Source organism: Streptomyces sp. MBT65, from assembly GCF_016612545.1.
GTDB lineage: Bacteria > Actinomycetota > Actinomycetes > Streptomycetales > Streptomycetaceae > Streptomyces.
Genome location: NZ_JAENRY010000141.1, coordinates 1 through 15,141 on the forward strand (window position 1 = coordinate 1; position 15,141 = coordinate 15,141).

Here is a 15,141-nt window from a genome sequence, read left to right on the forward strand (position 1 = left end):
GGTGCTGTACGGGCGCGAGGAGCAGCGGGCGGCGGCGGTGGAGGCGGCGTTGCCGGAGGCGTGGGCCGAGATCGTGGCCGAGGGGTCCGCGGCCGGGGCTTAGTCGGGGAGGGGGGAGGTCCGGGGCGCACGGGTTACGGGTGAGGTCCGGGATCGCGTTAGTCTGGATGGTCACCCGTCCGTTCAGTCCCGCTCACGAAGGTTCGCGAGATGCCTGCCGAAGTCGCTGCGGCCGCAGAGTCCGTGTTTCCGCAGCTCGAAGCCCTGCTCCCGCAGGTGCAGAAGCCGATCCAGTACGTCGGCGGTGAGCTCAACTCCACGGTCAAGCCCTGGGAGTCGTGCGATGTCCGCTGGGCGCTGATGTACCCGGACGCGTACGAGGTCGGACTGCCCAACCAGGGCGTCATGATCCTCTACGAGGTGCTGAACGAACAGGAGGGCGTCCTCGCCGAGCGCACGTACAGCGTGTGGCCGGACCTGGAGGCGCTGATGCGGGAGCACCGCGTCCCGCAGTTCACGGTCGACAGCCACCGCCCGGTGGGCGCGTTCGACGTGTTCGGCCTCTCCTTCTCCACCGAGCTCGGCTACACGAACATGCTGACGGCCCTGGACCTGGCGGGCATCCCGCTGGAGTCGAAGGACCGGACGCTGGACGACCCGATCGTGCTGGCGGGCGGCCACGCGGCCTTCAACCCCGAGCCGATCGCGGAGTTCATCGACGCGGCGATCATCGGCGACGGCGAACAGGCCGTCCTCGACATGACGAAGATCATCCGCAACTGGAAGGCGGAGGGCCGCCCCGGCGGTCGCGAAGAGGTCCTCTTCCGGCTGGCGAAGACGGGTTCGGTCTACGTCCCGGCCTTCTACGACGTCGAGTACCTGCCGGACGCCCGGATCGCGCGGGTGGTCCCCAACAAGTCGGGCGTCCCGTGGCGGGTCAGCAAGCACACCGTCATGGACCTCGACGAGTGGCCGTACCCCAAGCAGCCCCTCGTCCCCCTCGCGGAGACGGTCCATGAGCGGATGTCGGTGGAGATCTTCCGCGGCTGCACGCGCGGCTGCCGTTTCTGCCAGGCGGGCATGATCACGCGCCCGGTGCGGGAGCGGTCGATCACGGGCATCGGCGAGATGGTGGAGAAGGGCCTGAAGGCGACGGGCTTCGAGGAGGTGGGCCTGTTGTCGCTCTCCTCCGCGGACCATTCGGAGATCGGCGAGATCGCGAAGGGCCTGGCGGACCGGTACACGGAGGACAAGGTCGGCCTGTCCCTCCCGTCGACCCGCGTGGACGCGTTCAACGTGGACCTGGCGAACGAGCTGACGAGGAACGGCCGTCGCTCGGGCCTCACCTTCGCCCCCGAGGGCGGCTCGGAGCGCCTGCGCAAGGTCATCAACAAGATGGTGTCGGAGGAAGACCTCATCCGCACGGTCTCGACGGCGTACGGCAACGGCTGGCGCCAGGTGAAGCTGTACTTCATGTGCGGCCTGCCGACGGAGACCGACGAGGACGTGCTCCAGATCGCCGACATGGCGATGAAGGTGATCGCCGAGGGCCGCAAGGTCTCCGGCCAGAACGACATCCGCTGCACGGTCTCGATCGGCGGCTTCGTCCCCAAGCCCCACACCCCCTTCCAGTGGGCCCCGCAGCTCTCGGCGACGGAGACGGACGCCCGCCTCACCAAACTCCGCGACAAGATCCGCGCCGACAAGAAGTACGGCCGCTCGATCGGCTTCCGCTACCACGACGGCAAGCCGGGCATCGTCGAGGGCCTCCTCTCCCGCGGTGACCGCCGCATCGGCGCGGTCATCCGCGCGGTCTACGAGGACGGCGGCCGCTTCGACGGCTGGCGCGAGCACTTCTCCTACGACCGCTGGATGCGCTGCGCGGAGAAGACGCTGCCGGCCTTCGGCGTCGACGTCGACTGGTACACCACCCGCGAGAAGACCTATGAGGAGGTCCTCCCCTGGGACCACCTCGACTCGGGCCTCGACAAGGACTGGCTCTGGGAGGACTGGCAGGACGCCCTCGACGAGACGGAGGTCGAGGACTGCCGGTGGACGCCGTGCTTCGACTGCGGGGTGTGCCCGCAGATGGACACGTCCATCCAGATCGGCCCTACGGGGAAGAAGCTGCTGCCGTTGACGGTGAAGCAGCCTGCGGGGACGGGTGGCGGGCACGTGCACTGACGTGGGCGGGGTGGCCGGCCGGGGGTTTGGTTCTGTGCCTGGCCCGGCCGCGTCCTCCGACGCGGCCGGGTCCAGTGCGTGCTGAGCGGTCAGTTGTTGTTGTTCCCCGGTTCCGGTGAGTTCAGTGGGTCCCACTGGCCGGCACAGATCAGGTGGGGCGCGGTGTTCCCGGCCTGGCTCTCCTGGCAGATCGTCTCGAAGACCAGGCCGGTGGTGGTGATGACGTCGAACTTGATGCCCGCCAGATCCTGGTTGCCCTGGCTGTGCTCGTTGACGGACACCCCGCAGGCGAAGCCGTTGGTGCCGCCCTTCGGGTAGCCCGTCAGGGTGCTGAGGTCGGTCCACCGCATCGTGTGGTCCTCGTTGGGGCGGACGTCACGGATGCCCGCGTAGGTGATGGTCCCGCTGATCGCGCCGCGGACCTCGTACACCTGCTGGTCCTGGTACCCGTCGATGTCGACGCAGGGGCCGGTGTCGCCCTTCGGTCCGGCGGGACCCTGGGGTCCGGCAGGTCCGGCAGGTCCGGCAGGTCCGGCAGGTCCAGCGGGTCCGGCGGGTCCAGCGGGGCCCTGGTCACCCTTCGGTCCGGCGGGGCCCTGGTCGCCCTTCGGCCCGGCAGGTCCGGCGGGGCCTTGAGGTCCCGCGGGTCCCGCGGGTCCCGCGGGTCCAGCAGGTCCGGCAGGTCCCGCAGGCCCGGCCGGGCCCGTCGCTCCCTTGTCGCCCTTCGGGCCCTTGGGGCCGGTGGGGCCGGTCGGACCGGTCGGGCCCTTGCAGTGGCCCTTGCCGCCGGACTCGGTCGCCGCGGACTTGTGGTGGTGCGGCTTGCAGTCGCCGCCGCCACCGTTTCCGGCTGTCGCCTTTACCTGCTCGGTCACGCTCTGCGCCGCTGCGGTGGCCGGACCGGCCGCCCCGGCCGCCAGGACCAGTGCGAGCGAAGCCACCATGCCCGCCTTCCGGAACCTGTTCCGGACCAGCGGCCCGAGCGGTGATGTTCGGAACTCAGGACTCATCCACATGCTCCTTGCTCGACCGGTTCGGGTGATGTCCCGAATCCGAGTGCGAGCTTGACCTGAGTGGATCGGGCGCCAGGCCCAACCGGCCTGAACGCGGCTATTTATCATCGTATCGGACTAATCGGCGCGTTCTGGTGGGGCATTTTTTACCTGTGGTCACCCGTCCGGGCTCGGCCACCGCTGTTCGGGGGCTCTCGGGCGCGGTCCTCCGCGTGGATGGACAGGCGGGGAGCGGGCGCGTGTCACTGTGGCGCGCGTGTTTCCGACGGGACGTCAGCAGTCCGGGACGGGTGAGGCCGTGAAGCAGCAGACCCTCTGCCTGTGCATGATCGTCAAGAACGAGTCGCTCGTGATCGAGCGCTGTCTGGAGGCCGTCCGCCCCCTCATCGACTACTGGGTGATCTCCGACACCGGCTCGACGGACGGCACCCAGGACCTGATCCGCGAGGCGCTGGACGGTGTTCCGGGCGAACTCCACGAGGAGCCCTGGGTCGACTTCGGGCACAACCGCACCCGGAACATCCAGCTCGCCCGCGGCAGGGCCGACTACCTGCTCACCCTCGACGCCGACCACGTCCTGCGGCAGGACGCCCCGCTGCCACGGCTGACGGCGGGCTCGTACATGCTGCGCTACGACGGCCCCGGCACCCAGCACCGTTTCAAGCATCTGCTGCGGGGCGACTGGCTGTGGCGCTACGAGGGTGTCACGCACGAGTACCCGTGCACCGACGAGCCCGACGCCCAGGAGAACCTGGGCGCTCTCGTCATCGAGGACCAGGCCGACGGCGGGTGCCGTAGCGACAAGTTCGAGCGGGACGCGCTCCTGCTGCGGCGCGAGCTGGAGCGCGACCCCGACAATCCGCGCACCGTCTTCTATCTGGCCAACACCGAACGCGACCTCGGGCACGCGGAGGAGGCGATCGCTCTCTATGAGCGTCGCGCCGAGATGGGCGGCTGGGGCGAGGAGGTCTACTGCTCGCTCCTGGAGGCCGGACTCCTGCGGGCGGAGCGGACCGACGACTGGCCGGGGGCGATGGACGCGTTCTCCCGGGCCTGGGACGGACGCCCCCAACGGCTCGAAGCCTGCTACGAGTTGGCGTCCCGGCTGCGCCTCGCGGGCCGCTACCGCACCGCGTACGCCCTGCTCCGTGACGTCGTCGGCAGTCCGGAACCGGACGATCTGCTCTTCACCCAACCCTGGGTGTACCGATGGGGGCTCCTCTTCGAACTCTCGATCACCGCCTACTGGGTGGGCGAGTTCGCGGCCTCCGTCGAGGCGTGCGACAGGTTGCTGGCCCTGCCGGACCTGCCCGCCTCCGTCCGCCGGCGGACCCTGGCCAACCGGGAGTTCTCCGCTCCGCACCTCGCCACGGTCCCCGGACCGTCCGCCCCCGTGCGCAGACCGAAGGTCTCCCGGGCGGGCAAGGCGGCCAGGGGGCGGAAGAAGTAGGCGGAATCGCGGGGTTCAGTGCTTCGTCGCGTGCACGGAGCCCAGTCGTGCCAAGGCTGCCGCGTCCTCCGTGCCCGGATCGGCCGTGCCGACCAGGAGGCACTGGCCAGGGGCGCTCTGTACGTCGAAGGTCTGGTACGTGAGGGTGATGCGGCCCACGGTCGGGTGGTTGAAGGTCTTGGACTGGCGGCCGGGGCGGCTGACGTTGTGGTGTTGCCAGAGGGCGGCGAACTCCTTGCTGTGGTCGAGGAGTTCGGAGATCAGGGAGTCGAGTTCGCGGTCGTCGCGGTCGTGTCCCGTGGCCAGGCGCAGCGCCTCGGCCGAGCAGCGGGCGACGTGGTCCCAGTCGGCGAAGAGGTCCTTGGCGGCGGGGTCCAGGAAGAGCGAGCGGACCATGCGTCTACGGTCGCCCAGGGGAGCGAGGAGTGCGTCGGCCAGGGGGTTCGACGCCAGGACCTCCAGGCGCCGGTTGATGACGTACGCCGCCGCCGTCGGGAACGCGTGCATCAACTGGAGCAGCGCCGGGTCCACCTCGTCGGACGGCTCGGTGGGGACGGGCCTCGGGACCAGGCCGGCCAGCCGGTACGCGTGCCAGCGGGCGTCCGTGTCGAGGCGCAGGGCGCGGGCGATGGCGTCGACCACCTGGCCGGAGGGGCTGCGTTCGCGGCCCTGTTCCAGCCGGGCGTAGTAGTCGGCGCTGACCCCGGCCAGCACGGCGACCTCCTCCCGCCGCAGCCCGGCCACCCGGCGCGCCCCGGAACGGGGAAACCCCACCTCGGTGGGCGTCAGCCGGGAACGCCGCGCCCGCAGGAAATCACCGAGCGGGTAGCCGTGTGTGCCCTGCGTGCCGCCCGTTCCGTTCTTTCCGTCCATACCAAAAGGCTACGGCGGCCCGGCTTCTCCGCTTCCTGGGTGTGGCGCACCCAGGAAGTCCCGTCCTGCCTCATCGGGCCCATCCCGCCGATGCTCGGAGGGCGCGGTGGACGGCTGCCGCGCGGATCACGTTTCTCCGAAGGGCTCCTCATGACTGCCACCACCGTCCACTCCACCTCCCGTACCGGCAAGGTCGTGCTGGTCACCGGCGCGAGCAGCGGGATCGGCGAGGCCACGGCCCGGCTGCTGGCCGCGGCGGGGCACCGGGTGCTGCTCGGTGCCCGGCGCGCCGACCGGATCGCCGCCGTGGCCAAGGACATCCAGGCGGCCGGGGGTACCGCCGAGCACCGCGAGCTGGACGTGACCAGCCTGGAGAGCGTGCAGGCGTTCGTCCGGGCCGCGCAGGAGTCGTACGGACGGGTCGACGTGCTCGTCAACAACGCGGGGGTGATGCCCCTGGCGATGCTGGAGGAGGTGCGAGTCGAGGAGTGGAATCGCATGATCGACGTCAACATCCGCGGAGTGCTGCACGGCATCGCCGCGGTGCTGCCCGTGATGCGCGAGCAGGGTGCGGGGCACATCGTGAACGTCGCCTCCGTCGCCGGGCACCGCGTCGATCCCACCGCGGCCGTCTACTGCGCCACCAAGTTCGCGGTCCGCGCCATCTCCGAGGGGCTGCGGCAGGAGAGCCGCGACCTGCGTGTCACCGTGGTCAGCCCCGGCCTCACCCGTAGTGAACTGACCGACGGGATCGGCGACTTGGGCATGCGCGCGGTCGCCGAGGACATGATGGGCGTCGCGATCCCCGCGACGGCGATCGGCGAGGCGATCGTCTACGCCGTCGACCAGCCCGCGGACGTCGACGTCAACGAGATCGTCATCAGGCCGACGGCGCAGGGCTGAAGTCCCGGTTCAGGGCGTCCAGTTCGCGACCGTCGTCACCTCGGCCTGCATCGGGAACACCTTCTCGGTGAGGACGCGGTGGACCTCCGGGTCGTTGTCGAGGCAGCCGTCGGACAGGACGGTGAGGGTGAAGTCCAGGTCGGCGGCCTGGCGCAGGGTGGACAGGACGACGCCGCTGGTGGCGATGCCCGTCAGGACCAGGTGGTCGATGTCGTTCGCCCGCAGGACCATGTCGAGGTCGCTGCCGGCGAACGCGCTGACGCGGCGCTTGGTGACCTGGATGTCGCCGGGGGCGGGGGCCACGTCCGGGTGGATCTCGTTGGCCTGGGCGGCGGCCGCCGGCAGGGTGACGCCCGCGAGCCTGCCGAACAGCTTGTTGCGGGGGCTGATCTCCGGGGCGCCGGGGCGGAATCCGACGGCCGCGTAGATCACGCGGACGCCGTTCGCGCGGGCCGTGTCGATCGCCTTGCGCAGGCGCGGCAGATAGGCCGGGTCGGGGTAACGGTCCACGATCACGCGCTGGACGTCCATGACGAGGAGGGCCTGGTTGGACACCGTCGTCCCTTCGTAGGGCTAAGTCATCAGGTGATTACTTGCTTAACGTAACCACGCCCTGTAGGCATGTCAACGAGTGATTACTTGGACGGGGGACGGGGCATGGGAGGTCGCCGGTGGTGACGGACGGAACTGGTGAGGCCGAAGGGCCCCGTCGGCGGGACGCGGCGGCCACCCGCCAGGCGCTGCTCGAAGCCGCTGGCAGCCGGTTCACCCGACTCGGGTACGACCGCACGACCTTGCGGGACGTCGCCGCCGACGTCGGGGTCAACCTGGCCCTCATCAAGCGGTACTTCGACTCGAAGGAGGGACTGTTCAAGGCGGCCCTGGCATCGACTCCCCGCTTTCTGGGCCGGGATGAGGAGTTCCCCGCGGACCGGGCCGCTCTCGCCGAGGCGCTCAGTCGTCAACTGTCCGCCGGCGCCTGGCCGGAGTTCGGCGAACACCCCGTACTGATGCTGCTGCGCGACTCCGGCGACGAACGCGTGGACGCCCTGCGCCGCAAGGCGCTGGACGAGTACAGCCGCCAGATCCTCGAAGCGTCCGGCGAGGGCCCGGCGGGGGAGGACGACGAACGGCTGCTGCGCGCGGAACTCCTCGTCGCGCTCGGCGTCGGCGTCGCCGTCGTACGGTCCGCCGTAGGTCTGCGCCCCCTGCGTGACGCGACCGCCGCCCAACTGGCCGCGCCGCTGCGGGAGATCGTCGACGCGCTGCTGGCGCCCCCTGCCGACGAGCGCTGAACTGCCGCACAATGCACGGGTGGACGACATCACGATCCGCCCCGCCGAACCCGCCGAGACCGGCATCGTCGCCGGGCTTCGGTGGCGCTGGATTCTCGAGAACGGACACCGACCCGTCACCACCCGCGAGGAGTTCGTCCGCCACTTCGTCAACTGGGCGGCGGAGAACACGGGTTCACACCGGTGCATGGTCGTCGTACGGGACGGCGTGATCATCGGGATGGCCTGGCTGGCCGTGGTGGCGCGGGTGCCGAGTCCGCGTGCGCTGCTGCGGGCCAGCGGTGATCTCCAGTGCGTGTACGTGATCCCCGGCGAGCGCGACGGCGGCATCGGGGGACGGCTCGTCGAAGCGGTGCTGGCCCGCGCCCGGGACCTCGGGCTCGAACGGGTCACCGTCCACTCCTCCCCGCGGGCGATCCCCGCGTACGCCCGCCGCGGCTTCGAGTCCTCGCCCCGGCTCCTCCACGCCCGTGTCGGCCGCGCCGACCCCTACCCTTGACCGATGCCTCAACTGATCCTGCCCGACGCCCGGTTCCGGGTCTCCTTCCTGGACGCGGTGCACGAGCACATCGTCGAGGACGACTTCTTCGGCGGCACCCTCGCGCGTGAACTGCGGGAGCACGGCGGCACCTGGCGGCAGCCGGCCGGGTTCGCGCGGTACGTCGAGGCGGTGCGCGAGGAGGAGTCGGAGACGGGGCGCCGGCCCGAGGGCTTCGTGCCGAGCACCTGGTACTGGTACGTCGACGGCGACACCTACCTCGGCCGGATCCAGATACGGCACCGCCTCACCCCGTACCTCCTCGACTACGGCGGCCACATCGGGTACGGCGTCCGGCCGACCCGTCGTCGCCGGGGGCACGCGACCGCGATGCTCCGTGATGTCCTGCCGTACGCTCAGGCACTCGCCCTGGATCCGGTCCTCGTGACCTGTGACTCCACCAACATCGCTTCCCGCAAGGTGATCGAGGCCGGTGGCGGGGAGTTCGAGGACGAGCGGGACGGGAAGTTGCGGTACTGGATCCGGACGGGGGGCTGAGGCGTCTTGCCCGGTATGGACGCCCCCAGGAAATTCGAGAAGCCGCCCGCCGCGCGGCCGTCGCCGCAGTCGCCCGAGGGATGTCTCGCCGTCGCGATCCGCGTCCCGGTGCGGATCGTCGTGCTCGTGCTCGTCGTGCCGGTACGGCTGGTGTGGGACGGGCTGGTGGCCGGCGGGCGGTTCCTGTACCGGACCGTGCTGCGGCCGGTGGCACGCGCGGTGTTCGTGTGGCCGTGGGTGGCGCTGTGGCGGTACGTCGTCGTGCCGCTCGCCAAGGCGCTCGGATGGCTCGTCAACGTGCTCGTCCTGGTGCCCCTGGTCTGGCTGTACCGCCATCTGTTCACCCCGCTCGGACATGCCCTGGCCTGGGTCGCCCGACAGATCGGGGACGGGCTGGCGTGGGTGTACGCGCGCGTGCTCACTCCCGTCGGGCACGCGTGCGCGTGGGTGCTGACCGGGCTGGCCGCCGCCGTGGCCTGGGTCGTCAACGGGGTGGCCGCCGCCGTGGCCTGGCTCGGCCGGTATCTGCTCGTCGTGCCCGCCGGGTGGCTGTACGCCTGGATCCTCACGCCGGTCGGACATGCGCTCGCCTGGTGCGGACGGGGAGTGCTGTGGCTCGTGAAGGCCGTCGGTACGGGAGTCGGTGTCGTCCTGTACTGGACGGCGCGGATTCTGCTCGTGCTGCCCGCCGTCGCCCTGTGGCGCTGGGTGCTGACTCCGGTCGGGCGGGTGCTCGCCGTCGTCGGGCGGGAGGTGTGGGACGCCCTCGGGCATGCCTGGCGGATCGCCGGGCACATCTCCCGCGCTGTCGGGCGGGTGCTGGGGACCCTCTTCCGGTGGATCTTCGTGGAGCCGGTGACCTGGGTCTACCGGACCGTTCTCACCCCGGTCGGACACGTCGTACGGGACCTGGTGCTGCGGCCCGCCGCCGAGGCCGCGCGCGGTGTGGGGCGGGTCACCCGGCAGGTGCTGGGCGCCGTGCGCGACTCGGCCCGGCAGGCGCGTGCCGACTTCCGGCGGATGGTCTTCGGCGAGCCGCGACAGCCGCAGCCGGTGGAGCGACGGGAACCGATGGACGACGACACACGTACTCTTGGTAGAAGTACGACCGTTCTCACGAAGGACTAGGACACTGGGCAAGCGACAGCCCGAAGGCCCGCCGCCCGCACCCGCGGTGCAGCGCATCCGACTGCGCTACACCAAGCGCGGCCGCCTCCGGTTCACCAGCCACCGAGACTTCCAGCGCGCCTTCGAGCGTGCGCTGCGCCGCGCCGAGGTGCCGATGGCGTACTCGGCGGGGTTCACGCCACATCCGAAGGTGTCGTACGCCAATGCCGCACCCACCGGCACGGGCAGTGAGGCGGAATACCTCGAGATCGCGCTCACCGCCGAGCGCGACCCCGACAAGCTGCGCGAGCTGCTCGACGAGTCGATGCCCGTCGGGCTCGACATCGTCGACGCGGTCGTGGCCCGGACCTCCGGGCTCGCCGACCGGCTCACGGCCTCCGTGTGGGAGCTGCGGCTGGACGGGGTGGCGCCCGAGGACGCCGAGCGCGCGGTGGCCGCGTTCAACGCGGCCGAGACCGTCGAGGTCCAGCGCATGGCCAAGAACGGCATGCGGACGTTCGACGCCCGTTCGGCCGTAGCGAGCCTTGAAGCTGTTTCCGGGACGCACAGTCCCCAGGCTGATAGGCCTACCGACCAGGCCTGTGCGATACTGCGGCTGGTTGTTCGGCACGTGACGCCTGCCGTTCGACCCGACGACGTCCTGTCCGGTCTTCGCGCCGTGGCCGACCTGGCGCCGCCGGTCGCCGCAGCGGTGACCAGGCTGGCGCAGGGGCTGTTCGATGAAGAGACCGGCACGGTGACCGACCCGCTCGCGCCCGACCGCGAGGCAGTAGTGACCGGGAACACCACGGTCGCCGAAGCTGCCGCCGCGAAGGTGCCGGCGTAGGGAAGGTTCCGCGTAGGACGGACGTCGTAGCGTCGCCCTCGGACTCGGGAGCCACCTGGGTCGGGCAGCGCACCGACCACAAGACTTTCGCCAGGCCGTCCGCAACTGGGCGTACGGAACCGGCGAGACAGGACACAGAGAGCTCCCGTGCGGCGCCCGCGCCCCGGACGGCGGCACCGCGCAACGCGCGAGCCGCGGACGTCACCGGCATCCATGCCGGACCAGGCGCGGCGCCCGGGAGCCTGACGGGAGAAACGCCCGCATGCTCGAACCGACCGAACCCATCGAGGGTTCCGAACCGAACACCCCCAGCGACACGCTGCCGCCGCGCCGCAGGCGCCGCGCCGCGTCTCGCCCGGCGGGACCGCCGACCGGCGCCGAGGGCGCGGTCGAAAGCAGCGCTCCGGCCATACCGGCCGACGTGAGCGACGAGAAGAACGACGAGGTGGCTGTCGTCGCCGAGGCGCCCGCCGGAGAACGTCGAGAACGTTGCAGTCACCGCAGTGACCGAAGAAGTGACCGAAGGTTCCGCGGCCGAGGTGTCCGATGAGGATGCCGGTCCGCGTCGGAGCCGTCGTCGCGCCACGCGCCGTGTGTCCGCGCCTGCCGGGACGCCCGTGGGCGAGGAGGCCCCTGTGAACGACGAGACCCCCGCGGACACCGCGGACACGAGTACCCCCGCCGAGGCTCCCGTGGAGGACTCCGGGCCGCGACGTCGGCGTCGGGCCGTACGGACCGCTGCCGGAGGGTTCTCCGCGCCCGCGCCCAAGAACGGGAACGCCGCCGAGGACGAGGACGGACCGCGTCGGCCGAGGCGGCCCGCGGTGGCCGTGTTCCAGGCGCCCGTCTTCACCGAGCCGATGTTCCAGACGCCGGAGCGCGCCGCCGCGGCCGCTGCCGCCGAGGCCGCGGACGACGACGAGGAAGAGATCGTCGTCGTGGCGGAGCCCGTGCCCGTCGTGGCGGAGGCTGTCGAGGAGGAGACCGGCGGGCGTCGTCGGCGTCGGCGCCGGGGGGCCGCCTTCGAGGCGGAGCCCGAGGCTCCGGCCGTCGTCGAGGCCGTCGTCGTCGAGGAGGAGCCGGACGAGGCCGAGGAGGCCGAGGACTCCGCCGACGGTGACGAGGCCGAGGAGACCGGTTCGCGCCGCCGCCGTCGTCGTGGTGGCCGGCGTCGTCGCCGTGGCGAGTCCGCCACCGGTGAGGACGAGGGCGAGGACGGCGAGGAGTACGCCGCCGAGCAGGTCGCCCAGGATGCCGAGGACACCGCCGAGCAGGTCGAGGAGGACGCCGAGGAGGCGGACGACGACCAGGGCGGTTCCGGGTCGAGCAGCAGCCGTCGCCGGCGTCGTCGGCGTCGTCGTGCCGGTGACTCGGGCGGCGAGAGCGAGGCGCCCTCGTCGGCCGACGACCCCGAGCGCACCGTCGTCAAGGTCCGCGAGCCGCGCGCCAAGAAGGACGAGCACCCGAGCGACGAGGTGCAGTCCATCAAGGGCTCCACGCGTCTTGAGGCCAAGAAGCAGCGCCGCCGCGAAGGCCGCGAGCAGGGGCGCCGGCGCGTCCCGATCATCACCGAGGCCGAGTTCCTGGCCCGGCGCGAGGCCGTCGAGCGTGTGATGGTCGTGCGGCAGAGCGGTGAGCGCACGCAGATCGGCGTCCTGGAGGACGGCGTGCTCGTCGAGCACTACGTCAACAAGGAGCAGTCGACCTCGTACGTCGGCAACGTCTACCTGGGCAAGGTCCAGAACGTGCTGCCCTCCATGGAGGCCGCGTTCATCGACATCGGCAAGGGGCGCAACGCCGTCCTGTACGCCGGTGAGGTCAACTTCGAGGCGCTCGGCATGGCCAACGGGCCGCGCCGTATCGAGTCCGCGCTCAAGTCCGGTCAGTCGGTCCTCGTGCAGGTCACCAAGGACCCGATCGGCCACAAGGGCGCGCGTCTGACCAGCCAGGTCTCCCTCCCGGGGCGTTACCTCGTGTACGTCCCCGAGGGCTCGATGACCGGCATCAGCCGCAAGCTGCCCGACACCGAGCGGGCCCGGCTGAAGACCATCCTCAAGAAGATCGTCCCCGAGGACGCGGGCGTCATCGTGCGCACCGCCGCCGAGGGCGCGAGCGAGGACGAGCTGAGCCGTGACGTCGAGCGGCTCCAGGCGCAGTGGGAGGACATCCAGAAGAAGTCGAAGGGCGGCGGCGGTTCGAACGCGCCGACCCTGCTGTACGGCGAGCCGGACATGACCGTCCGCGTCGTGCGCGACATCTTCAACGAGGACTTCACCAAGGTCATCGTCAGCGGCGACGAGGCGTGGGACACCATCCACGGCTACGTCTCGCACGTCGCCCCCGACCTCGCCGACCGGCTGTCCCGGTGGACCTCCGAGGTCGACGTCTTCGCGACGTACCGCATCGACGAGCAGCTGATGAAGGCGCTGGACCGCAAGGTCTGGCTGCCGAGCGGCGGTTCGCTGGTCATCGACAAGACCGAAGCGATGATCGTGATCGACGTCAACACCGGCAAGTTCACCGGTCAGGGCGGCAACCTCGAAGAGACCGTGACCAGGAACAACCTGGAGGCGGCCGAGGAGATCGTGCGCCAGCTGCGGCTGCGCGACCTGGGCGGCATCGTCGTCATCGACTTCATCGACATGGTCCTGGAGTCCAACCGGGACCTCGTCCTGCGGCGCCTGCTCGAATGCCTCGGACGCGACCGTACGAAGCACCAGGTCGCCGAGGTCACCTCGCTGGGCCTGGTCCAGATGACCCGCAAGCGCGTCGGACAGGGTCTGTTGGAGTCCTTCTCCGAGACCTGCGTCCACTGCAACGGCCGCGGTGTCATCGTGCACATGGAGCAGCCGACCTCGGTCGGTGGCGGCGGCAAGCGCAAGCGGCGCGGGCGTGGCGGCGACGGCAGCGGACAGGACGTCCACGACACGCACGACGGTCACGAGACGCACGAGCACGACCACGAGTCCGACGAGGTCGAGACCGAGGCTGAGGTGGCGGCCGAGGTCGCGATGCCGGTGCCGTTCGCCGAGACCGAGTTCCGGCCGGACGAGGACCTGTACAGCAGTGCCGCCGAGGCGGAGGCCGCGGCCACCCGTGGCGGGCGTTCGCGGCGCCGGACGAGCCGGCGGGCGTCGGCTCCGGCCGGTGCGCCGAGGGCGGAGTCCCGTGAGTCGCGGCAGCCGCGTGAGGTGCACGAGGTGCGCGAGGAGGCCGAGCCGGTCGCCGTCGCGCAGGCCGCGCCCGTCGCCGTGGAGGACCCGGTCGTCGAGGCGCCTGTCGTCGAGGAGACCCCGGCCCCCGTGGTCGAGACCCCGGTTGTCGACGACGCCGCGCCCAAGGGGCGTACGCGCCGTCGTGCGACCCGTAAGGCGACCGCGCCCGCCGGGTCTCCGGCAGGGTCCGAGGAGGCCGCCGTCGTGACGGTCACCGAGGCCGCCGCGCCGGTCGTCGTCGAGGCACCCGCCCCGGCCGCCGAGGCCGAGCAGCCCGAGGCGCCCGCCGAGAGCGCGGCTCCGGCCCGCCCCCGGCGCCGTGCCGTGCGCAAGGCCACCGCGCCCACCGCGTCCGAGGAGGCGGCCGTCACGGTCGTACCGTCGGCCGTGGTGGAGGAGAAGCCGGTCGCCGAAGCCGGTGCCGAGGTCGAGGCTGACGCGCCCGCCAAGAAGACGGCCACGCGCAAGGCCGCCAAGAAGGCCCCGGCGAAGAAGGCGGTCGCCAAGAAGGCGGCGGCCACCAAGACCGCGGCCAAGAAGACGGCCGCGAAGAAGACGACGGCCAAGAAGGCCGCCAAGACCACGTCGAAGAAGACCGCGGCGGCGGAGCAGACGAGCCCGTCCACCGTCACCGCCTCCACCGACGAGGGCTGAACCCCGGGTGGGTGCGGCCGGTCCATGTGACCGGCCGCACTCCCCACGGGCCCGGTTTGACCCGTTCGGCTGCGGCCCCGTAACCTTGACTGTCGGCGTGTCCACTGGTGACACGCCACATCCCCGTAAACCTCTTCCTCCCGGGTGTGTTCCACCGGGAGAGGCCGCCTGCTCCCGCAGGGCGGCTGGACTGCGGGGGTGCCGTCCCTGAGCTAGAGAGTGAGATCCGCGTGTACGCCATCGTGCGCAGCGGTGGTCGCCAGCACAAGGTTGCTGTCGGCGACATCGTTGAGGTTGACAAGATTTCCACTGCCAAGGTTGGCGACACCGTAGAGCTCTCTACGCTGCTCGTTGTCGACGGCGACGCTGTGACCAGCGACCCGTGGGTCCTGGCCGGCATCAAGGTCCAGGCCGAGATCGTGGACCACCACAAGGGCGTCAAGATCGACATCCTTCGGTACAAGAACAAGACCGGTTACCGCCGTCGTCAGGGCCACCGCCAGCAGTACACGGCGATCAAGGTCACTGAGATCCCCGCGGCTGCGAAGTAAGGGACTGAGGAGA

Annotated in this window: 13 protein-coding genes; 10 read left to right on the forward strand and 3 right to left on the reverse strand. The window is 71.1% G+C overall.

From position 1 onward, the window contains the following. The first annotated feature begins 210 nt into the window (after positions 1 to 210). Positions 211 to 2,184: a TIGR03960 family B12-binding radical SAM protein gene (locus JHN63_RS28885; RefSeq protein WP_200686086.1), complete on the forward strand. Its 1,974-nt coding sequence runs from the start codon at positions 211 to 213 to the stop codon at positions 2,182 to 2,184. A gap of 89 nt (positions 2,185 to 2,273) precedes the next feature. On the opposite strand, the gene JHN63_RS28890 is transcribed toward JHN63_RS28885, so the two are convergent. Then, a complete protein-coding gene (locus JHN63_RS28890) occupies positions 2,274 to 3,194 on the reverse strand; it encodes a hypothetical protein (RefSeq protein WP_200686088.1) in 921 nt (306 codons plus the stop codon). A 301-nt stretch (positions 3,195 to 3,495) separates the two neighbouring features. On the opposite strand from JHN63_RS28890, the gene JHN63_RS28895 reads away from it, so the two are divergent. Beyond that, complete coding sequence (locus JHN63_RS28895; protein WP_200686090.1) at positions 3,496 to 4,647, forward strand: glycosyltransferase; 1,152 nt, start codon at positions 3,496 to 3,498, stop codon at positions 4,645 to 4,647. 15 nt (positions 4,648 to 4,662) lie between these two features. Here JHN63_RS28895 and JHN63_RS28900 read toward each other — a convergent pair whose 3' ends face one another. Next, positions 4,663 to 5,520 (reverse strand): helix-turn-helix domain-containing protein, encoded by an 858-nt coding sequence (locus JHN63_RS28900; protein WP_200686092.1) that lies wholly within the window; start codon positions 5,518 to 5,520, stop codon positions 4,663 to 4,665. A 150-nt stretch (positions 5,521 to 5,670) separates the two neighbouring features. Here JHN63_RS28900 and JHN63_RS28905 point away from each other — a divergent pair, with 150 nt between their 5' ends. After that, positions 5,671 to 6,423, forward strand: coding sequence for an SDR family oxidoreductase (locus JHN63_RS28905; protein ID WP_200686094.1), 753 nt, complete (start codon positions 5,671 to 5,673; stop codon positions 6,421 to 6,423). A gap of 9 nt (positions 6,424 to 6,432) precedes the next feature. On the opposite strand, the gene JHN63_RS28910 is transcribed toward JHN63_RS28905, so the two are convergent. Further along, the gene (locus JHN63_RS28910) at positions 6,433 to 6,978 is read right to left on the reverse strand and encodes a cysteine hydrolase family protein (protein WP_200686096.1); all 546 of its coding nucleotides are present in this window, start codon (positions 6,976 to 6,978) and stop codon (positions 6,433 to 6,435) included. Positions 6,979 to 7,097: 119 nt separating this feature from the next. Between JHN63_RS28910 and JHN63_RS28915 the strand changes: the two genes are divergently transcribed. From JHN63_RS28915 to rplU, 7 genes are all read left to right on the forward strand, one after another. Further along, positions 7,098 to 7,718 (forward strand): TetR/AcrR family transcriptional regulator, encoded by a 621-nt coding sequence (locus JHN63_RS28915; protein WP_200686098.1) that lies wholly within the window; start codon positions 7,098 to 7,100, stop codon positions 7,716 to 7,718. 19 nt (positions 7,719 to 7,737) lie between these two features. Further along, complete coding sequence (locus JHN63_RS28920; RefSeq protein WP_200686100.1) at positions 7,738 to 8,217, forward strand: GNAT family N-acetyltransferase; 480 nt, start codon at positions 7,738 to 7,740, stop codon at positions 8,215 to 8,217. Positions 8,218 to 8,220: 3 nt separating this feature from the next. After that, complete coding sequence (locus tag JHN63_RS28925; RefSeq protein WP_200686102.1) at positions 8,221 to 8,754, forward strand: GNAT family N-acetyltransferase; 534 nt, start codon at positions 8,221 to 8,223, stop codon at positions 8,752 to 8,754. Between the two features lie 15 nt (positions 8,755 to 8,769). Next, the gene (locus JHN63_RS28930) at positions 8,770 to 9,882 is read left to right on the forward strand and encodes a hypothetical protein (RefSeq protein ID WP_200686104.1); all 1,113 of its coding nucleotides are present in this window, start codon (positions 8,770 to 8,772) and stop codon (positions 9,880 to 9,882) included. A 46-nt stretch (positions 9,883 to 9,928) separates the two neighbouring features. Then, positions 9,929 to 10,708, forward strand: a complete 780-nt coding sequence (locus JHN63_RS28935) for a TIGR03936 family radical SAM-associated protein (protein ID WP_200686106.1) — start codon at positions 9,929 to 9,931, stop codon at positions 10,706 to 10,708. Between the two features lie 635 nt (positions 10,709 to 11,343). Then, positions 11,344 to 14,577, forward strand: a complete 3,234-nt coding sequence (locus tag JHN63_RS28940; RefSeq protein ID WP_374222953.1) for a ribonuclease E/G — start codon at positions 11,344 to 11,346, stop codon at positions 14,575 to 14,577. 230 nt (positions 14,578 to 14,807) lie between these two features. Then, a complete protein-coding gene (gene rplU / locus JHN63_RS28945) occupies positions 14,808 to 15,128 on the forward strand; it encodes a 50S ribosomal protein L21 (protein WP_006374708.1) in 321 nt (106 codons plus the stop codon). Positions 15,129 to 15,141 lie beyond the last annotated feature (13 nt).